General features: G+C 36.8%; 18 protein-coding genes and 1 pseudogene. 14 read left to right on the top strand and 5 right to left on the bottom strand.

What is annotated here, in order from left to right; genetic code table 11:
* Nucleotides 1–80 precede the first annotated feature (80 nt).
* Nucleotides 81–1,511, bottom strand: a complete 1,431-nt coding sequence (locus tag I7822_RS27035) for a Na+/H+ antiporter NhaC family protein (protein WP_207982157.1) — start codon at nucleotides 1,509–1,511, stop codon at nucleotides 81–83.
* 510 nt (nucleotides 1,512–2,021) lie between these two features.
* On the bottom strand, nucleotides 2,022–3,014 hold the full coding sequence (locus tag I7822_RS27040) for a glycoside hydrolase family 43 protein (RefSeq protein WP_207982158.1): 993 nt from the start codon (nucleotides 3,012–3,014) through the stop codon (nucleotides 2,022–2,024).
* A gap of 253 nt (nucleotides 3,015–3,267) precedes the next feature.
* Between I7822_RS27040 and I7822_RS27045 the strand changes: the two are divergent.
* Together I7822_RS27045 and I7822_RS27050 are read left to right on the top strand one after the other, a co-directional pair.
* Nucleotides 3,268–4,319 (top strand): annotated as a pseudogene (locus I7822_RS27045) (LLM class flavin-dependent oxidoreductase).
* 486 nt (nucleotides 4,320–4,805) lie between these two features.
* The gene (locus I7822_RS27050) at nucleotides 4,806–5,039 is read left to right on the top strand and encodes a hypothetical protein (RefSeq protein ID WP_207982159.1); all 234 of its coding nucleotides are present in this window, start codon (nucleotides 4,806–4,808) and stop codon (nucleotides 5,037–5,039) included.
* A gap of 327 nt (nucleotides 5,040–5,366) precedes the next feature.
* On the opposite strand, the gene I7822_RS27055 is transcribed toward I7822_RS27050, so the two are convergent.
* A complete protein-coding gene (locus I7822_RS27055) occupies nucleotides 5,367–5,531 on the bottom strand; it encodes a hypothetical protein (protein ID WP_207982160.1) in 165 nt (54 codons plus the stop codon).
* Between the two features lie 535 nt (nucleotides 5,532–6,066).
* Between I7822_RS27055 and I7822_RS27060 the strand changes: the two genes are divergently transcribed.
* From I7822_RS27060 to I7822_RS27075, 4 genes are all read left to right on the top strand, one after another.
* Nucleotides 6,067–7,068 (top strand): LLM class flavin-dependent oxidoreductase, encoded by a 1,002-nt coding sequence (locus I7822_RS27060; protein ID WP_207982161.1) that lies wholly within the window; start codon nucleotides 6,067–6,069, stop codon nucleotides 7,066–7,068.
* Between the two features lie 255 nt (nucleotides 7,069–7,323).
* The gene (locus I7822_RS27065; RefSeq protein ID WP_207982162.1) at nucleotides 7,324–8,604 is read left to right on the top strand and encodes an MFS transporter; all 1,281 of its coding nucleotides are present in this window, start codon (nucleotides 7,324–7,326) and stop codon (nucleotides 8,602–8,604) included.
* A gap of 230 nt (nucleotides 8,605–8,834) precedes the next feature.
* Entirely contained in the window at nucleotides 8,835–9,689 is an 855-nt protein-coding gene (locus tag I7822_RS27070) for an HAD family hydrolase (protein WP_207982163.1), read from the top strand.
* Nucleotides 9,690–9,974: 285 nt separating this feature from the next.
* Nucleotides 9,975–10,622 carry a ThuA domain-containing protein gene (locus I7822_RS27075; protein ID WP_207982164.1) on the top strand — a complete coding sequence of 216 codons (648 nt, stop codon included), beginning with the start codon at nucleotides 9,975–9,977 and terminating at the stop codon, nucleotides 10,620–10,622.
* 106 nt (nucleotides 10,623–10,728) lie between these two features.
* On the opposite strand, the gene I7822_RS27080 is transcribed toward I7822_RS27075, so the two are convergent.
* On the bottom strand, nucleotides 10,729–11,193 hold the full coding sequence (locus I7822_RS27080) for a hypothetical protein (protein WP_207982165.1): 465 nt from the start codon (nucleotides 11,191–11,193) through the stop codon (nucleotides 10,729–10,731).
* Nucleotides 11,194–11,558: 365 nt separating this feature from the next.
* Between I7822_RS27080 and I7822_RS27085 the strand changes: the two genes are divergently transcribed.
* Together I7822_RS27085 and I7822_RS30065 are read left to right on the top strand one after the other, a co-directional pair.
* On the top strand, nucleotides 11,559–11,768 hold the full coding sequence (locus tag I7822_RS27085; RefSeq protein ID WP_207982166.1) for a T7SS effector LXG polymorphic toxin: 210 nt from the start codon (nucleotides 11,559–11,561) through the stop codon (nucleotides 11,766–11,768).
* 284 nt (nucleotides 11,769–12,052) lie between these two features.
* Nucleotides 12,053–12,256, top strand: coding sequence for an SMI1/KNR4 family protein (locus I7822_RS30065; RefSeq protein WP_243459708.1), 204 nt, complete (start codon nucleotides 12,053–12,055; stop codon nucleotides 12,254–12,256).
* Nucleotides 12,257–12,499: 243 nt separating this feature from the next.
* Here I7822_RS30065 and I7822_RS27095 read toward each other — a convergent pair whose 3' ends face one another.
* On the bottom strand, nucleotides 12,500–13,126 hold the full coding sequence (locus tag I7822_RS27095) for a nitroreductase family protein (protein ID WP_207982167.1): 627 nt from the start codon (nucleotides 13,124–13,126) through the stop codon (nucleotides 12,500–12,502).
* A gap of 126 nt (nucleotides 13,127–13,252) precedes the next feature.
* Between I7822_RS27095 and I7822_RS27100 the strand changes: the two genes are divergently transcribed.
* The 6 genes from I7822_RS27100 to I7822_RS27125 all read left to right on the top strand — a co-directional run bounded on the left by I7822_RS27100 (nucleotide 13,253) and on the right by I7822_RS27125 (nucleotide 25,403).
* On the top strand, nucleotides 13,253–13,609 hold the full coding sequence (locus I7822_RS27100) for a winged helix-turn-helix transcriptional regulator (RefSeq protein ID WP_207982168.1): 357 nt from the start codon (nucleotides 13,253–13,255) through the stop codon (nucleotides 13,607–13,609).
* 235 nt (nucleotides 13,610–13,844) lie between these two features.
* Entirely contained in the window at nucleotides 13,845–16,235 is a 2,391-nt protein-coding gene (locus I7822_RS27105; RefSeq protein WP_207982169.1) for a polyprenyl synthetase family protein, read from the top strand.
* Between the two features lie 897 nt (nucleotides 16,236–17,132).
* Nucleotides 17,133–20,924 carry an S-layer protein gene (locus I7822_RS27110; RefSeq protein ID WP_207982170.1) on the top strand — a complete coding sequence of 1,264 codons (3,792 nt, stop codon included), beginning with the start codon at nucleotides 17,133–17,135 and terminating at the stop codon, nucleotides 20,922–20,924.
* A gap of 520 nt (nucleotides 20,925–21,444) precedes the next feature.
* The gene (locus I7822_RS27115; protein WP_207982171.1) at nucleotides 21,445–23,067 is read left to right on the top strand and encodes a spore germination protein; all 1,623 of its coding nucleotides are present in this window, start codon (nucleotides 21,445–21,447) and stop codon (nucleotides 23,065–23,067) included.
* Nucleotides 23,064–24,269: a Ger(x)C family spore germination protein gene (locus I7822_RS27120; RefSeq protein WP_207982172.1), complete on the top strand. Its 1,206-nt coding sequence runs from the start codon at nucleotides 23,064–23,066 to the stop codon at nucleotides 24,267–24,269. Before I7822_RS27115 ends, I7822_RS27120 begins: the two co-directional genes overlap by 4 nt.
* 27 nt (nucleotides 24,270–24,296) lie before the next feature.
* A complete protein-coding gene (locus tag I7822_RS27125; protein ID WP_207982173.1) occupies nucleotides 24,297–25,403 on the top strand; it encodes a GerAB/ArcD/ProY family transporter in 1,107 nt (368 codons plus the stop codon).
* Nucleotides 25,404–25,433 lie beyond the last annotated feature (30 nt).

Here is a 25,433-nt window from a genome sequence, read left to right on the forward strand (position 1 = left end):
TCAAGGTAATGGAATGGTGCCTGACTCTTAGAATAATAAAGACTTGAATTTAGAAGGTGTCCGGTACCAAAATTCCATATTCAAACAACAAAAAAACCACTGACAAGATAAAGAACGATCGCGATAGCTCCACCTATAGCGGAAATTTTTAGTTTATAACGAGCGTAGTCGACAATAGACAAATCTAGAATCGATGCAGTCGTAATAGTCGTATCACCCAATGGTGAAGTTAATGCACCAAATGCACCACTTGCAAAAACGGCACCTACAGATAATGGAACTGAAGCACCAGTTGAAACAGCTAATGTCAATCCTAATGGCATAAATAATCCCCATGTTCCCCATGATGATCCAATAAAGTAACCGACAATTGAACCAATCAAAAAGATCGTTGCAGGTGTCATAAAAGCTGGTAAAAATGCTCCTAAGGTTGAACTAATGAAATCTGAAAAACCAAGATCCTCAGCAGAAAGTGTTAGTGCCCAAATCAAAACAAGCAGACTAATGGCCTCCATCATTTGATTTCCGCCATCATAAAAATGGTACAAAATTTCGTGTAATTGCTGTCGGCGCACGATGTAAAAAATAAAAGTTATGATTAGTGTGATGAAAACGGCTAGTAACATGACAAATGTTGCGTCCGCCATTGACAGAGCTTCAAAAAGGGTTTGCGCTCCTTTTGCCATACCATCTTGCCATAAAAGAAATAATGATAATCCTAGGAGCAAAAAGACAGGGATAATCAAATTCCACGGTTGTGCTTTTACCAGTGATAATTCTCTCTTAATACCAACTCGGTGAAATTCGTGCTCATCTTCATCTACTTGTACTTGAACGCTATTTTTGGTGGAATCATTTGTTTTTTTAGTAGGATTCCAGAATGTTTGAAGGATACCAATAACCAACATCACAATTGCAAAAAAGTTAAACAAAATGCTAAGTAAGAAGACTCGGTATGGTGACATTTCTAGATGAAGCTCTTGAATGCCAGCTCCGACTAAAGATACCATAAATCCGACAAATGCCGTAGCTACTGGTAAAAGGACGATAATAGACTCTGTTGAAATATCCATTATCAGACCCACCTTTTGCTTTGATAGGTTCATTTTTTTGATCAAAGATTTGACGATAGGACCAATCATCATGATTCGGAACATTGGCATCATAAAAGTAAAAGGGAGTGTAAGCCAAATAAGTTTCAACAATCCGCGCTCTGTCTTTATTCTAGTGCCAACCCATTCCGAAATCCCCTTAATACCACCTGATATGTTCATCATTCCTACTAAACCGCCAAATAAATATAGAAACCCGATGATTTTAATATTTGTTTCTTCAGACAATGTAGTAACGATATACGATACTGATTGCTGTGACCCCGTCAAAAAGTCAGATGTAACAATCATCGAACCAACAAGAAGTCCAACTACAAGACCTGGTAAAATATTTTTTAGCCATATAGACATTGAAATGACAATAAGAAATGGTAAAAGAGAAAGCCAAGTATGTTCCAAAATCTGTTCCTCCTAACTCTGTTACAATTTTTCCCGTTATTTGGAGTATTCATTCAATGAACTTAATTATGAATGCTTAGACTTGGATAAAAAAGCTTGATACCTATATGTTGTTTTCAGCAAGAAACAGTTTTAAAAAATAGTCTCTGAGAATTAAATGAGCCATCAGGAGAAAGTAATAATGAAGCTATAACATTTAACTTTATGGCTCTGTTAAACTTGGTTGTTGATTTCCGCTGCAGGCGTTCGCTTTCCGCGGGCGGCATTGGGAGCCTCCTCGGTGCTATGCACGTGCATGAGTCTCCCTTGGGCTCGCACTCCCGCAGGAGTCTCACGCCTTCCGCTCCCAATCAACAAAGTGCAAAAATCATTTAGCAGCCAAATTTTTAGGGGGAGAAATAGACCATTATGAAGGAATTTGATCACCACACCTTATAAAGTGTGGCGATCCTAATAAAATACATAGCTGACCTGATATTAATCTGTGAATCTAATTAGTTTTATTACATTTTAACCATTTATTGTTTGATAAGGATCGATCGTCTGAATCGTACCATCTTCGTTATATGTTAATTCGGTGTATTTCACACTACGCTTGTGGTTAACTCCACCTGATAAAGAGCAATCATGATAAAATAAATACCATTTATCCTCAAATTTAACGATGGAGTGATGGGTCGTCCAACCTTCTACAGGAGTAAGTATTTTTCCTTTGTACACATAAGGACCTTGTGGATTTTCGCTTATTGCATAAACAATACAATGTGTAGTTCCTGTTGAATAGGATAAATAATAATAGCCATTATATTTATGAACCCATGGACCTTCAAAGAATCTTCTGTCTTCATCACCAGCAAGGATTGGCTTACCATCTTCATCAACAATTTTGATCTCTTCGGGCTTTCCTTTAAAACTTAGCATATCTTCACTTAATTCAGCTATGATGGGTCCTAAAGCAGGTTCTGATTCAGCAGGACCTTCAGCATTTGGATCAAAGGTACCTGTTTGCCATTTTTCTAATTGTCCACCCCAAAGACCACCAAAATAAACATATGCCTTATCGTTATCATCTACTAGAACAGCGGGATCAATACTAAAACTACCAGGTATGTAATTTTCTTGAGGTGCGAAAGGTCCAGCAGGGCTTGAACTTGTCGCTACACCTATTCTGAAAATATCATTTTGATCCTTTGCTGGGAAAAATAAATAATACGTGTTGTTTTTATAAGCTGCGTCTGGTGCCCACAATTGTTTCTTTGCCCAAGGAATATCTTTGAGGTGAAGTACTTCTCCGTGATCAACACATGCTGATTCAACATTTTCCATGGATAGGACATGATAATCTTCCATAGCATATTGGTCACCATTATCATTTGATGGACCATCATGGTCAAGATCATGTGAAGGATAAATATAGATTTTACCTTCAAAAACATGTGCAGAAGGATCAGCAGTATAAATGTGTTCGACTAAAGGATGATTAGGTTTTGTAAGTTTTTCCATGTTCTTTTCTCCTTATCTAGTAAAAATTGTAATAGTAAGCGCTTTAATTCTATTATATCAATGTTAATCTATCATTCAATTTAAATTTGTCTATCATTCATCATTTTCTAATGTAAAAAGTATAGCTATTGATAATAGGAACAACCATGAAGGTATATAGGGCTGTATAGAAATAAGAGTAGCAATTGTTAGTCAACGACTAATTCTTGTTGTAATATGAATTATACAAAAACATGAAGTAGGAGTGGTTTTAGTGGAGATAGGTGTGAGCACGTTTGTAGAGACAACACCAGATGTACAAACTGGTGAAGTGATAAGTCATGCACAACGTATACGTGAAGTTGTCGAGGAAATTGTTTTAGCAGATCATGTTGGACTAGATGTCTTTGGTGTGGGGGAACACCATCGGGAGGATTTTGCGGCTTCTTCTCCTGCAGTCATCCTTTCTGCTGCTGCGTCACAGACCAAACGAATCCGTCTGACAAGTGCAGTTACGGTACTCTCTTCTGCTGATCCAGTGCGAGTGTTTCAGGATTTTGCTACACTTGACGCGATATCGGATGGTCGTGCAGAGATTATGGCGGGCCGAGGTTCCTTTATTGAATCGTTTCCTCTTTTCGGGTATGAGTTAAAGGATTATGATGAGTTGTTTGAAGAGAATCTTGAGTTATTATTAAAAATAAGAGAATCTGAGAAGGTAACTTGGAGAGGTGGGCACCGTCCGGCTATCAATAATCTTGGTGTGTATCCACGTCCAGTACAGAATCCTTTACCTGTGTGGATTGGCAGTGGTGGTAATCAAGAATCAGTAATCCGCGCAGGCTTGCTTGGACTTCCGCTGGTTCTAGCGATTATTGGTGGTCGTCCACTTCAGTTCGAGCCACTCGTGCAGCTCTATAAGAAGGCTGCCGCTCACGCAGGCCATGATCTATCCAAGTTACCAGTTGCATCACATTCACACGGTTTCATTGCGAACGATACCCAAGTAGCGGCCGACAAATTTTTCCCTTCAACCCAGCAAGTTATGAACAAGCTAGGACGTGAGCGTGGGTGGGGGCCATATAACCGATCAAGCTTTGATGACGCGCGCAGCTTTGAAGGCGCCTTGTACGTAGGAAATCCGGAGACTGTTGCCGAAAAAATCATTCACCTTCGAAAGAACGTTGGCATTACACGCTTTATGCTGCACGTACCTGTTGGCACGATGCCACATAATGATGTGATGAGGCTATTGAACTGTTGGGAAAAGAGGTAGCGCCAATGGTTCGAGAGGAAATTGCTAAATGGGAAATGGAAAGTGAATAATGACAATGAGTGAAAAAAGCCTACAATTTTATATGTCGGCTTTTTTCAATTATGTAATAGCATTTAGACACATATTAGTCACTATTTTCGTTTACTAGTTTAAGGAATGAGCAGAATTAATAACGAATAATTGTTAAGAAATGTCCAAGAAATCTATTTTTTGAAAATTTTTATTTTTCGATTGAATACTATCGGAATAAAACAATGAATTCTTCCTATTTATTTCGCTTTAAAGAGGGAACCGTTAACTACCAACACTAGATCTTTCATTTAATAATATTCTTTTGAAATAAACAATTATATCAATACTTCAAATGACTTTTCTAAATTTTTCAACATTTCACTTTCGTATTCTCACGCATAAATGACTATGATAAGATCGTAAAGGTTTTGGAATAATGGTATGTACATCAGTGATGATTAGTGTATTTGACTAAAATAACCATTTCCAAATTCATTGTATAAAATAAAACGATGAGGTGCGTAATGAAAGCGGTTAATCATGTCCAAAATGAAAATATGGATCTATTATTGGAAATATATAATCTAAAAACGTCTTTAAGTGAATTGTACTCTAAAAAAGGTCCGGCTAATGGTGAATATATATCATCTTCAATTAAACTAGATTTGCTTTTAAAACAATATATTGAAGAGAAAATGACTACGTTAAATGATGAATTGATAGAAATGCAAAAACAAAATGGACTTTCTGCTTCATAAGTCTAGTAATTTTTATGTGCTTTTAGATTTATGTTTTTGTGTTAATTCTTTAATAGCAAATCTTCTTAAATAGAGCCATGATTCAAAGCCTTAGTTCTAAGTTTAGGACTAAGGCTTTTTAATATAAAATGAGGGAGTTAATTTACAGGGCATCCCGATTTACGTGATTGGCTAAAATTTTTCCAGAGGAACTGAATTATTTTCTGTTGTTGAGAATGATGAGATAGGTTGGTAATTGATCTCATCAATGAGGGTAGAGGATGGCTAGTAAGAGAAAAAATAGACATAGCTGCAGCAAATCAATTAATCATTATTATTAATGATAAATTATTTAAGATCATCTAACTGTGATGCCTGGCCTAAATTATTCAGAGAGTTTTTAAATGCCTTTGATCTGTTTGTGAGATCATGCTCTAAATGTACTTTTTCCGTATTTGTATTCCAGATACTAAATTTAATTGAATCTTGTTGATACTCGTCTTTGTTAGTCATTTTTTTCACTCCTGAAATTAGTTTAGTTTGGAATAGGTAGATATCTAATGCATAGTATTTTGCAAAATGTTTATTTTATCCTTATTTTTTATTATCTTGGAAATTATAAAATTCTTGTACTGTGGATAAGCGCTTGGCATCTAGCTCCAGCGCCTAGCCCCTCGAGGTCATAAGCCACATAAGAATTGAAGGTAAAGAAAACACCTTCTATTCTTATGCGTCTTATTTGCCCGAGGCTGTTCAAGGCGCTTGAGCTTTTGTTCTTTAGTGTGATAATAGTTAAAGGTTGCTGTTGTTTTTTAAACAGCAACCTTTTATTAATTTATGGGGGCAATTTATCCTTAAAGTCGGATAGCAAAATGATGTTACTTAGTTACTATCCTTACTAGAGAAATGGTAAATAATCAAGGTCTTAAGTTGGGAATGATAAACGAAGGACCTTATGACCGTATTTATCTCCAAGCAAAAAAGTTTGTTTCCACAGTTTTAATTGTTACGATAGTATGGAATTTTGAATAAGAAAGGATAAAGTAACATGTCAAATATACAAATACCCGTATCAGTCTTAAATCTTGCTCCTATTCGAGAAGGGCAAGGGGCTAAAGCTTCAATTGAAGCGTTGGTCGATTTAGCTCAGGCGACTGAAAAAATGGGCTATAAACGATATTGGATTGCTGAGCATCATAATACACCTACACTGGTGAGTTCGGCTACTTCGATTTTAATTAAACATACATTAGAACATACAGATCACATACGTGTTGGGTCTGGTGGAATCATGCTGCCGAACCATTCACCTTTGGTAGTGGCCGAACAATTTGGAACCATGGCAGCTATCTATCCAAATCGATTGGACTTGGGTCTTGGTCGAGCACCCGGAACAGATATGAAGACTGCAAGTGCCCTTAGAAGATCGCAAAATGATTCTGTCTATACATTTCCTGATGATGTAAATGCCTTGCTTACGTTTTTTGGCCCTGAGGAGCATCAAGGTTTTGTAAAAGCTTATCCTGGTGTTGATTCGAATATACCGATTTATATCCTTGGTTCTTCAACAGATTCAGCTTATTTAGCGGCGAAATTAGGCTTGCCATATGTATTTGCTTCTCACTTTGCACCAAGATATATGGAAGAAGCCATCTCGATTTACCGTAATCGATTCCAGCCCTCTGAATATCTAGACGCTCCATATATGATGGTTTGTCTAAATGTAATTGCAGCAGAAACTGATGAAGAGGCTAAATTTGAATCAACAACTATGCAGCAATTTTTCTTAAATGTTGTACGTGGCTCTCAAACACCGTTACGACCTCCAGTTGATACCATGGATCATATTTGGAGTCAGCCCGAAAAAGAAATGGCTACTTCAATGTCAAGCATGACATTAATGGGAGGAAAAGATTCAATCCGTGAACAACTGTCACGTTTTCAAGAAAAATATAACGTCGACGAAATCATGGCTGTTTCGTATATTTATAATCCTGATAAACAAAAACGTTCTTATGAAATTTTAAAAGAAGTGGTCGATGGCAAATAAAGAATAAATAACAAGCAGATCTTATCAACGTGATAAGATCTGCTTTTATTCAAGAAACCACCTCCTTATCTATTTTAAACAAGGCTACAAACGATTGGTACTCATAAAATATGTAAAAATAACTCAGAAGTAGGGTGTTAGGTTAAGTCAATTTGAAATGAAGTCAAGCTTAGGCAATCAGAACCTCGATGCTAACTAGATAAAACTAGAGTATAATTAAAAAAGGGGAATCTAAGCTAACAGGAGTACAGACAAATGGACAAACAAAATAGCAAGTTCAGATGGATCGTTTTTGCCACTGTATTGTTTACTTATTTTATTATAGTAAGTCAAAGAACGGCACCAGGATTAATATCAGATCAATTGATGAAAGATTTCAATGTAACAGCGTCAACCATTGGGTTGCTTGCTAGTATACAATTTTTTGCATATGCTGGATTGCAAGTTCCGATAGGAATATTGTCAGATCGTTTTGGGCCTAATCTCTTTCTGATTGTAGGGACACTCCTAACTGGTGTAGGTACGTTACTTTATAGTCTAGCACCTAATGAATCTATTTTATTTCTTGCTAGATTAATAGTAGGAACGGGAGATGCGACAATTTGGGTGAATGTAGTTTTAATTTTAAGCCAGTGGTTTAAAGGAAATGAATTTATTAAATTACTTGGTATGGCAGGAATGACTGGGAGCCTCGGATTCTTGATGGCAACAGTACCTTTTTCAATCTGGATTGCCTTAACAGGGTGGAGAGCGTCATTTTTTACAATGGGAATTATTTTATGTCTTTGTGGAATTCTACTCTATTTCGTCCTCGTTAAATATCCAAAACGAATGATCCAAAACAATGCTGTAACGAGTTCATCTTCAGTTAAACCTGAGCTTAAACGTGAGAAAACGCTTGTTATATTGAACCGCATTTTTTCGAATCGTCAAGCATGGGCAGTATTTTTCTGTCACTTTGGTGCTGTAGGAACATATGTAGGATTCATAGGTTCATGGGCAGTGCCATATGGCATGGATGTATTTGATATGACACGCTCCGGTGCAAGTCAATTTATTATGATTGGCCTTATTGGGGCATTAATTGGTGCGCCTTTAACAAGTTGGATTTCAAGTCGCATGCAATCAATTAAAAAACCTTATATTACTGTGCATTTGCTTATTTTTCTGAGCTGGGCTGCTTTTCTTTTATTTAGCGGAAAGCCGCCACTCATTATCCTTATGCTGCTTTTTTTATTGATAGGATATGGAAATGGAGCAAGCGCCCTAACATTTGCGGTTGTTCGTCAGTCTTTTGATGTAAAAGAGGTCGGTGTTGCCTCGGGATTTGCGAATATGGGAGGATTTTTAAGTGCCGTCCTATTACCGAGCATTTTTGGAAAAGTATTGGACCATTTTCATTTTGCAGAAAGTAATGTTGGTTATCTTTATGGGTTTTTTATCCCAGTCATCTTTTCAATAATTGGTTTAATTGGAGGAATTCTCATTAAGGAGCAGTCTAAGGAAATAACACAAACAAAGGAATTAAGCGTTTAGATTAAACTTTATTAGTATGATCTTTCTCCAAACACTATTCTTTAGCTTTAACCTCTTTTTTCCTAATAAATAAATTAGGTGGTTACGCTGTAAAAAAGGGACTTTCAGGTTACCAGAAAGTTCCTTTTTTAATATTAGCTATTTTAGGTTAATGAAGAAGTACAAGGTAGGATGTAGTAAAAAAGTGTATACTTATCTAGTAAACTTTTTCAAAAGCAGGAGGAATCATAGTGGGAAAAAGAACTAAGGTAATATTCTTAGACATGGATGGAACAATATTAAATCATCAAAATAAGGTAAGCATACATACAAAAGAAATCATTGATGCCATACGAAAAAAAGGAATAAATGTTTTTATTGCGACAGGAAGATCGTTTGATGAAATAGAAGGAGTAGTTCCTGAAGGCTTTCAAGTGGATGGATTCGTTACTTCGAATGGTATGGCGGGATACTTAGGGAAGGAAGTCGTTTTTGAACATTCCCTATCACTTGAATTGGTTGAAACCGTTATTGAAAAAGCGAGAAAAAACAAGGTATACTATGAGCTTTTCCCATATGGAGCATCCCGAATGACCTTAAAACAAGATCAACAATATGTTGAGGATGAAATAAGAGAGCCAAAGCCAGACAGTGTGGGTATTAATGAGTGGCTATCACGTAAAGAAGCGATTAAAGAAGAGATTGCTTGGACAGATACCATAGAGGGAAATCGATTTTCGAAGTTTTACTTCTTTGCGAGAACGAAAGAACATATAAATAGTTGGAAAAATGAGCTTGAACAATTAAAGCGAGTTATCGATTTTTCTACTTCTATATCTTCAGAACACAATGTAGAATTGATGGTTGCAAACGTGAACAAGGCAACAGGAATTAAACAGATGTTAAAGCACTTGGATTTGTCTGAGGATGGAGTTATGGCGATTGGTGATAGTGACAATGATATCCCGATGCTACAATTTGTTGATCATGCCGTTGCGATGAAAAATGCACCAGATCACATCAAAGAAATAGCTGATGAAGTAACAGATTTCACATGTGATGAAGATGGGGTATATCATTATTTAAAATCGACATTTAAACTGTAAATATTAATCTAGTGAGGGACAGTCCCCAAGAACCGAAATTGCTTGTCGTTTGGGAAATTATAAAATTCTTGGACTGTGGATAAGCGCACGACATCCAGCTCCAGCGCCTAGCCCCTCGAGGCCATAAGCTAATTTAGAATTGAAGGCAAAGAACGCCTTCTATTCTAAATCATCTTATGCTTGTCGGGGCTGATCAAGGCGCTTGCGCTTTTGTTCAGGGAATTGTTATTGAAAAGTACATTGATTATCAAGGTAATAAATTGAATTGGTAAGGTGTGAAAAAGAATGAAGAAAATTGTCGCATTACTAGGGGATTACTGGCATGCTGCAGATGATGCAAAGGCTGGTTTAGAAGCAGCAATGAAGAGATTACCAAACAATGATGAAATTAACCTTCAGTACATCACACATAAGGAAGTTTCACAAGTGCTCGATGTGATACCAGACTTATTTATCAATGCGAAAATGGACCAACTAAACCCAAGGGATGAAATTGTGATCACTTGGTTAACAGAAGAATTGGATACGAAGCTCGTAAACTACGTAGAAGAGGGAGGAAGTGTCCTAGCTTGGCATGCTGGAATGGCTGGATATTCTAGTGAAAGCAACTATATTCATATGTTGCGAGGATGTTTTAATTATCATCCACCAGGACTTCAAGAGGTTACATACATGTTGAAGGAAAATGAAGAAAGTGGAGAGAATACATTTTCCCTTTCAGATGAACAGTATTTTGTCCACTGTGATACAGCAAATACAGAAGTTGACCTCTGGAGTACAGGTGTCGATGGGGATTCGATCGCAGGCTGGAAGCATTCCTTTGGCAAAGGGAAAATATGCTGCTTTACTCCAGCCCATACTAGAGAAGGGATGGTTAATGAAAACGTCTCAAGCTTGTTAGCGGAAAAAATAAAATGGATGTTATCTCTGTAGATCGTGTAGTGGTTTTACTAAATGAAAACCCAAAAACAAATGCTTTCACGTTTTGTTTTTGGGCTTTTTTCTGTTATTGGTAAACCACCATTAACCAGCTAAATTACTAACTGTTCTTATGATTGTTGTTTGTTTTGAAAATATTCTTTGAAACAGCATTCAGCTTATTTAAAAACCTATTGAAACCAAAGCCAACAAAGAACGCAATGCTTATATGGGCATAAGGGGTGTCTTCATATTCTGTGAATTCAATTGAAAAGATACCACTTTGGATAATTGTGACAGCAACTACAGCTGTTCCTGTTGCAAAAATTGGATAAAAAATGTACATAATCCACTCTCGATAATCATGTAACTCATCTTTCATATAATGAGAGCAAAACATATAAAGGTGTCGCAATGATCCCCCAATTGCGCCAGCGAAGAAATAATACAAAAAGATTTCGATGTCAGAAATGAATGGCAGCGATTGTTCAAAAGCCCCCACCCATAATCCCCCAACAGCTAAAAAGCTCCCAAAAAACAAGAATGAGAGATAAATCAGAATGACTGCCTTTAACCATTTTTTCACTACATCACCCCCAATCATATCCTATGAGGTAATGAAGGTGGGCGTGACAATTCCCTAGGTCTCCATTCTTTGTAAGCTTTTTTAAATCTCAAACTTCCTAAATATCTCTTCATTTTCTCGGTCAACGCTTTAAAACGAAGGAAATATTTTTAATTTAAGTTTTATAATATATAAGTTTCGATGTGCAGGTAAATAGTTCTGTTTTTCTCTGTAATCTAGATTTATGTATGTATTATTTTACAATCTATAATATTGGTAAATAGTAACAAAAATCACATAGTGAATCTGAACAATAATACATAAATTTGCCCCAATAAAAGTCAGTAGTTTAATTACAGAAGCTTTAAGAAGGATATGAAGATCACGTGAAGGTACTAGATACAAATACATTAGTACATACAATGGAAGCTAGGTCACAAGCATACAAAAAACTAAGGGAGCAGTTGGAACAGGTAAAAAGGAAATGCAATGACATCGTGAATCTTGATGATCAGTTCAAACGCTTTTACCAAGCACAAATTACGCAGCATAATGGTGGTAGGACAACTGGTATGTGGGCAGAAGCCCCTAGATGATTTATTAAGGAGGAATTTATGAAAATAGATAAGTCGACTATAGCTCTACCGTTGCCAACAGATGAATTGTTTGATATAAAAGAGAAATTTTGAAGAGTAAAACTTCCAAAAGATTTTGTTGATTTTATGAAAGAAAATAATGGGGGAGGACCAATAGATGGAGCTTTTAAATGTAATAACACGAATATGCAATAGATCGCTTTTTATGTTTATTAAAGACTCCTAGAGATAATAAATTAGGAATTTATGATATTGTTGTTACATTAACACAACTTGAAGATAGATTGACTGATATTGAAGATTTGATAGGTGCAGATATTTTACCAATTGCTGTTTTGTTTGCTGGTGACTTTGTATGTTTGGATTTTAGGGATGATAGAGAAAAACCAAAGGTTGTTATTTGGAATCATGAAGAATCAGCTGAATTAAAGCCAATAACATATTTTGTAGCTAATACATTTAGTGAATTTATTTATAAGGTGGAGTAATATAACAAGAAGCGCCAGATATTTTGGCGCTTTTTATTTTTGTCTAGGAAATTATAAAATTCTTTTACTATGGATAAGCGCTTAGCATCCAGCTCCAGCGCCTAGCCCCTATTGGGTCTATAGCCACAAAAGAATTGAAGGTAAAGAACACCGTATAATCTTAAGCGTCTTATTTGCCCGAGGCTGTTCAAGGCGCTTGCGCTTTTGTTCATAGGTCATGGGAACACTGAACCGAGGAAATAATTACCCTATTTTGTTTTTATGTATCACTTTATTCACATCATGTCTTACCGTTTTATGACCAGCTTTAGTACCTTTACCAATCGCTATAAGCATAACGTCTAAATATCTATCAGAAATAGTTAAAGCTTCCTTTAGGTGTTTAGAATTATAACCCGACATCGTGATCGTTTCAAAACCTGCTTCATTTGCTAATAAAATTAATGACATTGATGCAAGGCTTACGTCTCTTGTCAATTCTAGCTTCAAATCTTCATTTGATTTATCAGCATAGTAGTTAATGGCAGCATTTGCAAGAAAATCTCTTAATTCCTCATTAAAATAACCTGCTTGAAACCCTTCCTCATGTATCTTAATGATATTATCCTTATCAAAAGCTTGATAATCACCCAGCATAACGATTAATACTGAGGCTTCAACTACCTGTTGTTGATTAAATGCTATAGGTAACAATAAATCTCGTAAATTTGGATCTTCAATAACTAAGTATCTAGTTGCTTGAATATTATTTCCATTAGGTGACTTACTTGCACTTTCTATTAAATTGGTGATAATTTCAGAACTAATTTTATAACTTGGGTCAAAATGTCTAACGGAACGTCTTTTTCTTAAAATATCTTTTACACTCATTCATATCAACTCCGAAGGTTTTATTTGTTGCACCTTTTATTATAGTGGGCAATAATTAATGAGAAAATAACGCACATTAATGTGGGTTAGCCACTTTTAAGTGCCTATTTAGGAGGAACACAGATCATGGTTAAATATAATACAGGAATCAATATTTTTATGAATATAGTAGGCGGAAGATGGAAATGCTTAATACTTTTTTTCTTAAGTCAAAAAGCAATTCGAACAAAAGAATTTTATGAGTTAATGCCGGGAATTACACAAAAAGTCTTAACAGAACAGCTGAAGCAGTTGGAAAGAGATGGGCTTGTCCATAGAGAAGTATATAAAGAGGTACCACCAAAAGTTGAATATAGTTTAACAGAGTTAGGTAAAACATTTGTACCTGTATTAAACACGATGTGTGAATGGGGTAATGGGTATGCAATTATAAGAGATATTAATCAAGAAGAACAAATTTGTTGTAACCATGAAGAAAGATAGATGACTTTATAGTGACAAAAACCTATCCTTTTGTCCCGAGACCATTTTTGTCATACAAAATCCTTTAGGGAGTTTACTAAAGTAAGTATTATTATGTAAACTAAAATATAAAAAGTCGGCTTCTTTTTTGTTAAAGTTAAAAATACTTTTTTAGTTTTAAAGAAAAATAAGTGGATAATTAATATAGGTTTGAATGATATTGTATACATATATATAAGAACTTAAAGCAGAGGGAATGGATAAAATGAATGAAGAGTTAATAAAAAATGCCGATGCATGCTATCGGCTGGCTGAGCAGAAGGCGGCACAATATTTTAAATCACTTTCTGAGCAGCTCTTGCAAAAGAGCTATGTTCCTACCCTAACAAAAGATTTCCAATCCTGGAAACAAAACCATATTCACCATACATTTTTATCCCTATTTTCGCGTAAAACAGGAAAACCTGATTCCAAAGGGTATCAGAATTATATCCAATGGCTAAATTACACTGGAAAACTAGATAATTATCTAGATCGAAGCATTTCATATATTTTCATGCGGGATTTGGCCAAAGCTCTGGACTCACCAGATACACAAAAAAGAATTCAGCGTGTAGTTGATAGTTTAAAGAATCACCTGACTCATTCCACCACAAAAGTACGAGGAGACAAAACCGAGACGTTTAGCATGGCCGGGTTGTATCGGGAGGCTCAGAAGGAAGGCATTGAGTCCACTTTGATTTGGGTGCTAAACAAATTAAAGACAGTATCCTCCAATATTCCTAAGGAAATGGATGCTGAGCACGCCCAGCGAAAATTAATTAAAATCATTGCTGGTGTCATTATGCATGAACTTGAAGAGATGAGCGCTGAGATTTCGCAGGAGGAACGGACTCAGAGACTAGATAAAGCGATAAGGCTAGGCTATTCCTATGGTCTGACCTATCCCTTCATTGACGATCTTCTCGATGCCAAAGTCTTATCTGATAAAGAGGAAAAACAATATTCCGATTTAATACGTACCACTCTAATTACAGGATCAGTGCCGGAATTGGGCGAGTGGACTGGAAAAAACAGCGATTTGATCAGATATATTCATTCGGAACTCCGCGACGCTTTTGAATATATTAAGGCACATCAGCCACAAGAGACAAGAAATAACTTTCTCGAGCAATCCTATGTGTTTTTTAATTCTCAGGAAGTGGACCGTGTAAAGTATCTAGCCAATTCAAATTATACCAATGAAGAGCTCTATCTCCCTATCATTTTAAAATCCTCTTCATCGCGATTGATTGCCCGTTCAGTAATCAATGCTCCTGAGGATGAGGGGTTTGATAACCGAACCTTCTTTTATGGCATTTACAACCAGCTTGCTGATGATTTTGCAGATATGTTCGATGACATGCATGATGGTGCGGTAACACCCTATACTTATTATATGACATACCACGATAAACGTTTGGATCTAATAAACCCCTTTGAATTATACTGGACGGTTATCGCCAATTTGATCCATAACGTGTATCATTCAGATACCAAAACCTGTGAAGTGATTTTAGATCGTGCGATAAATGGTCTGAAACGCTTTAAAGAACGAATGGGAGCAAAAAAATATACGGAAGTAATGGAGCTATTTGCTTCTGGAAATCCACAATTCAATCGGGTTATTCAAAGTATGGTTCGAAAAGCGGATGATGTGGATTTCTTTGATAAGCTGCTCCGAGACCATATAATGACCATTCTGAAAAATGAACGGAAAGAGCGGGAAGACTTTGTAGATATGATCGAAACCGTACGCAAACAGATCAACAACATCTTGAAAATTCCTAAAACCGATAATGATGCATTGATGAAAGAGCCAATCATTGATGCTGCAAATTACAGCCTTGAGGGTGATGGAAAGCGATTGAGACCAATCATCACTTGGGTCATGGGTATTAACGAATATGGATTAAAGAGTTCTGCAATTGTACCACTTTTAAGATCGTTGGAATATATGCATACTGCATCCCTAATCTTCGATGATCTGCCTTCCCAGGATAATGCGTCCATCCGTAGAGGTCGTCCAACCCTACATCAGGTATATAACATTTCCATAGCGGAATTAACCGGTCTCTTTCTGACTCAGAAGGCGATTGGGGAACAAGCTTCTCTTGATCAGTTTGATACGAAAACTGTGCTTAAATTGATTCAATATTCCGCCCAAATAACAGAGGATATGTGTAAGGGACAAGCGATGGACTTGGATGCCAAAGGGAAACTATTAACACTGGAACAATTAAATTTGATGAGCTTTTATAAAACTGGCATCGCATTCGAAGCTTCCCTCCTTATGCCTGCTATTCTCGCTGATGCACCAGAGTTGGAAATTGAACACTTAAGAAAATTCGCCTACCATGCCGGTATTGCGTTTCAAGTTAAAGATGACCTGCTTGATGTTGAAGGAGAACTGGCCTTACTCGGTAAACGGATTGGCAAAGATGCTGAAAACAACAATTCGACTTTCGTGTCAATCCTAGGTCTTGATGGTGCAAGAAAAGCGATGTGGGAACATTACTGTCTTGCAATTGAAACGTTGCAAGAGGTGCCACGCAATACCACTTTTCTTAAGCATTTACTAAATTATATTGTAAACCGGGACCATTAGTTAAGTGTTTGTTCTTAATTTAAGGTGAATATCGTTAGTCTCTCAAAAAGACACTAATATTAAATGTCTTGCAAAGTTAGTTCTAACACAATTCTAAGCCTATTTCCTTTTGGAAAGTGGGCTTTTTTTCTGATATTTTTCTATGTGGAACAATATCTGTGAATCAAGATTTTTCGGAGTGAAAGTGGAACGCCGTTTTTTATTCGTTTTATATAAAACATGCCAAAGATGTAAAAAAAACATCAAATGAAGTAAATATAATAGTATAAAAAACGAAAGAAAATATGAAATAATGAAAGCGTAAACAATATAAGAACTAACAACTAAGATTATTAGAATGAATGCATAAGAGAACATTGTTTTACTCTGGAATGAAAAAAGGATTAGAACTAGTGTGAGAACTTCCTTTTCTATTAACATTTCATATTTAATTGAAATGAACAAATTCAGCTTATCAAACCTCCTTAGAAATACATTAAGTAAGTCACCACATTACTTAGTTCAACCTCAGATAAATTAATACAACTTCAAAGAAATCATAACAAATTTAAATAAATTTTAAAAATCTTTTATTGGAATTATGCAATATGAATAAACAAATGAAATTAGTAGTTTAAAGGACTTAGGTAGGTTAGATTGCCTAAAAAGGAGGTGATGAATTTAGAATTAAATAGCAGAAGGAATTGAACAATTAACTCTAAAAGAAAGGGGGGAATTAAAAGTAATCAAGTTTACAATAAAAATGAAAGCGCTCTTATTCTGTTTGATCTTTTTCTATTATGATTATCAACAGTTGTAGCTATTAAACTATGTGAATGATATATAATAACCGCAGTATGCGAAACGATTCATCTCGTTTTATGTCTGTGCGAAGGGAAAGGAAAGATTAATATAAAAATGGGGAGTAAAAGAAAAAAATTAAAAAAGGTTATCGGATCTTTAGCTGTTGCTTCCACTCTATTTGGGTCTTTTGCCTTTATGGATGCAAATGAATCTAAAGCTGAAGAGATCACAAAAACCATTACAATTGATGGAAACAATATAGATAAATATAACCGATTTAAAGGATATGGAACGGTAACTGCTAATAATACATCACGCTTGATGCTAGATTACAAAGAAGAGCATTCGGAAAAATATTGGGAAATAATGAATCAGCTGTTTAATAAAGAAACAGGGGCTGGACTAACGCACGTTAAAGTTGAGCTAGGTGGTGATGTTAATTCATCTTCAGGAACTGAGCCTGCAACGATGCGTTATGCAGATGAACCAGCGAATGTTCTCAGAGGAGCAGGCTTCCAATTTGCAGCTGATGCAAAATCAATCAACCCAGATATCACAACCGAAATTTTACGCTGGGGTGAACCACGATTCACATGGAATGGCGCTGAAAAAAATGAATATGAAAATCGATATCAATGGTATAAAAAGACGATAGATGCAGTTTATGAAGAGTATGGGTTTAAACTAGATTATATCGGAATTTCTCAAAATGAAAGAGCACAAAATAATGGTAGAAATGAACTTGAATGGTTAAAATATTTTACTTCAAAAATCAAAGAAGAGTCAAATTATGACTCAGACTACAAAGATATTAAACTTGTTGCAGCAGATGGCTATCGTGATACGAAAACAATAAGTCGTACACTGCTTGATCATCCAGATTTGATTGATGAAATTGATGTAATCAGTTCCCATTATGGTCTAACTGGTTCAAATGAACTAACTCAATTACAAAACAAATTGATTGCTGAAGGCAAAAAACCAAAAGAAGTTTGGGTATCTGAGGGAATTGCACCAATGATCAATGCGCGTTATCGTGAAAATATGGAGCCGAATTATAATGGGCTTGGCGGAAAAGCGGGAATAATCGATGTAACTTCGCGTATTATTTCGGTATATTCATGGACAGGAGCAGGCAGCAATCCTTTAAATGCCGTTTCATTTGATTTTCAACCATCAGTTGCAGCCTTTTATGAAGGTTCTTCCTATAATCCGAAACACTTGATTAGTGCGTATGATCCATGGTCTGGTTTTTATGAAGTAGATGGTGGGTTACAAGGAGTTCGTCATGTGATGAACTTTGTTGGATATGATGATCACAACACACCTGAAAATGAACGCTGGATGTATGTTAAAGATGCGACATTTAGTGATGGGAATTTCTTCGACGGTGGTGTAGATGTTGATACAAGTACTCATAATTATCTAACATTAAAAGATCCAGAAACTGATGACTATACAACAGTTTTTGCAAATAATACAAAGCAAACACGTAAATATAAGATTAATACGAAAAACCTTAATGGAAAAGAGAATGCACCAATTTATGTTTGGGAAACACGCGGGGCAGATAAAGGACAAAGTTATGATGCAAATTGGTTTAAAAATGTCAACAAAATCATACCAAAAGATGGTGAATATGAAGTTGAAGTAAAACCGTATTCAATTGTGACCATTACAACATTAGATAAGGAATCAGAAATAGAAGACTTTGAATATCAATCACAACCAGTTGATTTATCTAAAGACACAATAATGCCATTACCATATAAGGATGATTTTGAATACGATAAATATTCTGTTGATGAAAAAGGCAGAGATTATGTTGATCGTCGTGGAGGTACACCACGTTATACAACTGACCAGACTGGCGCTTTTGAAGTTGTTAAAAAAGCAACGAAACAGCAATCTAGTGGAAGTGCAGTACGTACTGATCTGCATATTCCGGATGCAAAGGCTCATGGAAATATGCTTCAGCAAAAAATCATACATGACATCATTGGAGCAGATTGGGCAGTTTGGGGCGGTAAAGATGGATCAGCTTCAAACAGTAATCCAAACGCCACTCTCGGTGATTTCCGCTGGGTAAATTATAAAGTTTCTTATGACTTTTTATTAGATACACATACACCTGAAGTAGAAGGCAGAAGTAACTATGCTTTAATTGGGTTAAGACAAGTTAAAGCAGGAGGTTCAGATTCACATGCACCTTACAATGCACGAGTGTATTCAGATGGCAAATATGAAATTCTTAAACTTGGGAAAGTTGTAAATAGTGGGACTGTTGAAGCCTTTAATAATAATGTTTGGCATAATTTAGCATTTGAAGCGAAAGAAAATGTATTCACACTTTATCTAGATGGAGAAGAAATTGCAACCTATACGGATGAGGATTCAACTGTAATGGCTGGAAGAGTTGTAATAGGGTCAGGCTATTATGAAACCCTTTTCGATAACTTACGTATAGATACAGTTAAAGGATACTCATATGAATCAGATAAATACGACAGTGCACAAGGTAAGAAATATGATACCGAAGAAGAAGCTTTAAACAATACTGATAAATGGAATCCAATTGGGTATGTTGGTAATTGGAATTATTCACAAACAGGATATGCCCATCATAACCGTACGCTAATGACTGCTAAAACAGATATTCCAGTTTGGAACGGGGTAACTGTAGGATTCAACGACTCAACAACAGTACAAGGAACGTTGAACAAAGTATTATATACCGAAAGTTGGGGATCAAACAGTGTAAATGCCTGGGGATCAAAGGGTGAATCCTTTGAAATTAAATTTAAGGGCACTAAAATTAGGCTATATGGTATAGTGAATCCGTCAAATGGAACAGGTGATATCTATTTAGATGGAGAATTAGTCGGTGAAGCAAACTATTTAAATAATAGTGAAATTCATAAGATTGTCTGGTCTTCAGAAGATCTTGAAGACAAAGAACACACACTTAAAGTAATAGCAAAAGATAAGTATATTAGCTTTACCAAAGTAGAAATTGAGACTAGTGATCCTATACAAGTCGTTAAGAAATTAGGCGCTAATGATATTGTTAAAATAAAAGATGATGAATCACAAATAGGGAATGAAGAGAATACAGTTTATGCATTTAGAAAGAACAATGATTGGGGTTCAAATAATACAAATGCTTGGGCGAACTTTGATGATAATCCGTATATTTTAATTAACTTTACGGGTACAGGTATTGATTACCTGTCTAGGGGTGTAGAAGAGCAAAAATATAATTTTGAACTAGATGGTGTTGATATGGGTAACTTTAGGGTAAATGCTGATGGAGTGAGGTATTCCGTTAGAGGACTTGAGGAAAAACCTCATACGTTAAAAGTTTCACTAAAAGATAATGAAAGAATAGAAACCTACATGGATTACCATGGGGTCAATATCTACCATACCCCTGACCCGACTAGTAGTACTAGCAGTATGATCTTCGATTTTGAAGGATCAGGCTTCAATTTATTCGGAGCGACTCCAGATGCATTAATTGATGTGTATATCGACGATCAATTAATTGATGAGGATTTTAGAATTTATTCTAAAGGAGACAGACAAACATCCTATAACATTCGAGGCCTTAAAAATGCCAAACATACTGCTAAGGTTGTTGTGAAAGGTGGGACTTTTGTTTTAGATGGTATTGATGTTCTTACAGGAAAAAATAAAGTTGAAGTGAATAAAGAAAAACTTCAGCAATTGTATGATGAAAATAAAGAAAAAGACCATAAAAACTATACGAAGGAAAGCTGGAAAGTGTTCCATAAAGCACTTTTGGAAGCTAAGTCAGTATTAAAAAATCCACAAAGCACATTAGAGAAAGTGGTTGCTGCACAAACATCCTTACAGTCAGCAGTTGATGGATTAACTGAAAACTAGCTATGAAAGAGTTATAGATATTCCTGATTTAAAAAGTTGTAGATTACCTTATCGTTATTTATACCGTTTATTATCTGTTCAGGGCAGCGTAAATATTGATGAATGGAAATATGGACTCTCTCAAAGTAATTTAGCAACAGATTATACAGGTTGGTCTTTTTGGGGATGGAGATCCAAGGAGCAACCGCCATTTTCACAGTCATCCTCAAACGAATTTTTTACACTGCTTAAAGTAGAAAAGTAAATAATATATAAAAGAAAAAGATCACTTCCGATTCAAAAATCAAATAGGAAGTGATCTTTTTTTGTAAAAAAACAATTACTAATTCAAAAGCGTAAGTTTTTCAGTGCCCTCGTAAATTTGCCTGATTTCGACATTCTGGAAGAATTATAGTACCCATTATTTTATTAGTATAAGTGAGGGCAATAACTCTTATATTAAGGAGTTTCTTTTTGTATAATTTCCCAAAAATATCGAATAATGATAATTAATACAACTTACATTAAAAGGAGTATTTTAATGATATCAAAATGGTTCTTTCGATCTAAAAAGAAACATAAGAAAAAAGAAATTATCCATGAGATGGGGTTTCAGGAGGGAAACCATAAGCTTCAGCAAGACCTGGATCAAATGTTACACCAGATCAAGAAAGACCTTGGAAATAGTCCAGATGTAATTGTCCGTACGTTTCAAATAGCAAGAGGTTCACAAAATCAGGTTGCGGCCGTCTACATGGAAGGCCTGACCGATAAGGAGAAAATCAATGATTTTGTAGCACGTTCTTTATTGATCGACCCCGTTGATGACGCATTACCGCAATCGGTCGATTCACAGAATATCTTTGACTTTATCAAGACTAGAGCATTGACTGTTGGCGATGTAAAAGTTCAGAGTGACTGGAATAGCATGATGTATTCCATTTTATCAGGAGACATCATCGTCTTGGTCAATGGCTTCAACAGTTGCATCACCGGAAATCTTCGGGGCGGCGAGCAAAGAAGTATATCGGAACCCGAATCTGAGATAAATATTCGTGGTCCAAAAGATAGTTTTACTGAATCAATCGGAACCAATATTTCTCTGATACGTCGGAGAATGAAAAGCCCGAATCTTTGGTTAGAATCAATGCGAATCGGTAATATATCACAGACCGAAGTTGCCATCATGTACCTTAAAGGAATTGCAGAAGATCAGCTTGTGGAAGAAATGAGACGACGCTTAAAAGACATTAGAATAGATGCCATCCTAGAGTCGGGATACATCGAAGAGTTGGTTCAGGATCAGACATATACACCCTTTCCGACTGTTTATAATTCGGAGCGGCCAGATGTGGTTGCAGGCAATTTACTAGAGGGGCGGATTGCGGTGTTGGTTGACGGAACTCCAAACACCTTAATTTTACCGACCACCTTTTCGCAATTTTTTAAAGCTGCGGAGGATTACTACCAAAGGTTCGATTTTACTGTATTTATGAGAATTATCCGCTATTTAAGTTTTTTTATTGTAATATTGTTGCCGTCCATATATATTGCGGTGACTGCCTATCATCACGAAATGGTTCCGACGCCTCTGGTGATTAACTTATTGGCCCAGCGCGAAGGGGTTCCGTTTCCTGTTGTTATAGAAGCATTATTGATGGAGATTGCATTTGAAATTATGCGGGAGGCTGGCACTCGCATGCCTCGGGCCGTAGGACAAGCGGTCTCCATCGTCGGGGCTGTAGTACTGGGGCAAGCGGCAGTCCAAGCAGGTGTAGTGACTGCAATGATGGTAATCATCGTTTCTTTAACGGGAATTGCAAGTTTTACCATGCCTGGTTTTACCCTCACTACCACAGCTAGGTTGATTCGGTTTCCTATGATGCTTGCAGCGTCCACCTTGGGTTTTTACGGGATTATCATAGCTGTGATTCTACTAGTAGCTCACATGACTAGTTTACGATCTTTTGGAATTCCGTATTTATCTCCGTTCGCTCCGTTTGGTCTAAAGCATCAAAAGGATACGATTTGGCGTTCGCCTTTTAAGTCGGCGATTACGCGTCCTCGTTTATTTGACTCTAATCAAATGTCCTCCTTGCAAAAGGATAAGGATCCTTTATCCGATCAAAACGATAAAACATCAGAAGGGATGAGAACATCGTGAAAATTAGAACGGGGGTTCTTTCACTAATGATTCTTTGTATGTTTTCCTTGGCAGGTTGTTGGAATTATCGTGAGCTAAATGAATTGGCGTTTCCCTTGGCTATGGGAATCGATAAAGTACCGCATCAAGACGAATACCGCTTCTCGTTTCAGATTGTAAACGCCAGAGAAATCGCGGGACAAAAAGGAGGAGGTGGAGTTGTACCGGTTGTTGTATACTCCGGCACAGGAAAAACCTTACTGGAAGCAGTCAGAAAAGCATCGAAAAAAGTGCCTCGAAGGATCAGTGGTCAACATATGAGGGATTTGATTATTGGGGAAGAATTGGCAAGAGAAGGAATGGAAGAGGTGTTTGATTTGATGGAACGGGATCCTGAACCACGCTTAACGACGAGAGTTTTTATCGCGAGGGACTCAGACGCGGAGACGATCTTGAAGACTCTCACTCCGATTGAAAACATTCCAGCCAATGCTATCCTTGGAAAACTAAAAACAACAGGAAAAGTATTTGCAGAGAATTACGAAGTAGAGATCGATGATGTCATCCGGGGGTTGCTAACCAAAGGAGGCGGCCCAGTGGTCAGTGGAATAAAACTCAGCGGAGAAACTCAAATCGGACCTAATAGATCGATTTTGGAGCAGTCCGATGTTCCTGCTGAATTGACTGTCAGCGGTATGGCCCTCTTTAAAGAGGGCAAGCTGGTGAAGTGGATGGAAGACGGTGAAGCCCGGGGGATTTCATGGATTAACAATAAAGTGAATAGTACTATTGTTAACCTAGACTGCGAAAATAAAAAGGATGCCATCTCGATTGAAATTATTAGCTCCAAGACCAAAATCAAAGCAGAAATTAAGGGGGAACAACCATTAATAAGCATAAATATTCGTGAAACTGGCGCTGTGATGGAAGCTATGTGTTCAATTAATTTATCAAAATCAGAGGAACTTCGGAAACTGGAACAGCAGTGGAATGAAAAAGTGAAGGATGAAGTGGTAAGGGCAATCAAGGAGGCACAAGATCTGGAGACCGATGTCCTGGGTTTTGGGGAAGCGGTTGAAAGGGCGAATCCTAAGGCGTGGAAGAAGATGGAGAAGGAATGGGACAAAATTTTTGCGAAATGCGAGGTTGAGGTGAAGGTCGAATCGAAGGTACGGCGTTCGGGGGAGATAACTAAGCCTTATTTATTCGATCTAAAGAAATAATGTGCAGTGAAAACGGTGGTGGATAAAGTGGAAAAAGCGAAAATCAGTCCGGGACAATTGTTTACGTTAATCGTACTGTTTGACATGGGAACCGCGATAATACGTGTTCTGGCAATAAAAGCGGAAAAAGATGCCTGGTTGGCTATTCTACTAGGTTCAGTAGGCGGATTGGTTATATTTTTTGTTTACACCTCACTTTATCGTTTATATCCTAGGCTTCCACTCACCGGTTACATGAGAGTGATTCTGGGAAAATGGCTCGGATGGCCCTTGGGTTTATTATACATTCTTTTTTTTATCCATGGAGCAGCAAGGGATGTACGTGAAGGAGGAGATTTGCTTATAAGTTCAGTGTTGGACCAAACTCCAGTTTTAGTAGTCAATGTTGTTATGATATTGTCTATCGGGTACGTCCTGAACAAAGGAATTGAAGTGTTGGCAAGAACGGCCCAAGTTTTTTTGGTTATTTTGGCGATATTGGCGCTGGTGAGTAACTTCCTCATGTTTTTTTCCGGAATAATCGAGATTGACCGACTGCTTCCGGTTTTGGGTAATGGGTTGGGTCCCGTGTTAAAAATAACATTTAAACAGACAATTGAGTTCCCGTATGAAGAATTAATTTGTTTCACCATGCTGCTGCCTTACTTGAATCAATCGCAAATGGGGATTCGGGCAGGATTCGCCGCTGTGTTGATTAGCGGGCTTATTCTCAGCTACTCTAGTGCAATAAATATCGCCGTACTCGGGACTGATATTTCCGGACGAGCCACTTTCCCTCTGTTGTATACGGTCAGTTTGATCAATATCGGTGAGTTTATTCAGAGACTGGACGTATTTGTTGTTCTGACGTTAATTATCGGCGATTTTTTTAAAGTCGCTATCTTTTTTTATGCTGGAGTGATGGCGGCTTCAGATGTGTTTCAAATCCGGGACTATCGGAAGCTCGTTCACCCGATCGGGATCATCATTTTATTTATATCAATGATGCTTTCCGGCAACTTTGCGGAGCAAATCGAAGAAGGAGACGTTTTATTAGTTACTGTTTTTTTGATGTTTGGAGTGGGTATACCGATCTTCTTATTAGTGGTAGCAATGGTGCGTGGAAAATTCAAATCTGATCATGATTTTAAATAAATAAAGTTTGAAAAGGGTAATAAATCGAAG

The sequence above is a fragment of the Metabacillus bambusae genome (assembly GCF_017497975.1).
GTDB classification, from domain to species: domain Bacteria; phylum Bacillota; class Bacilli; order Bacillales; family Bacillaceae; genus Metabacillus; species Metabacillus bambusae.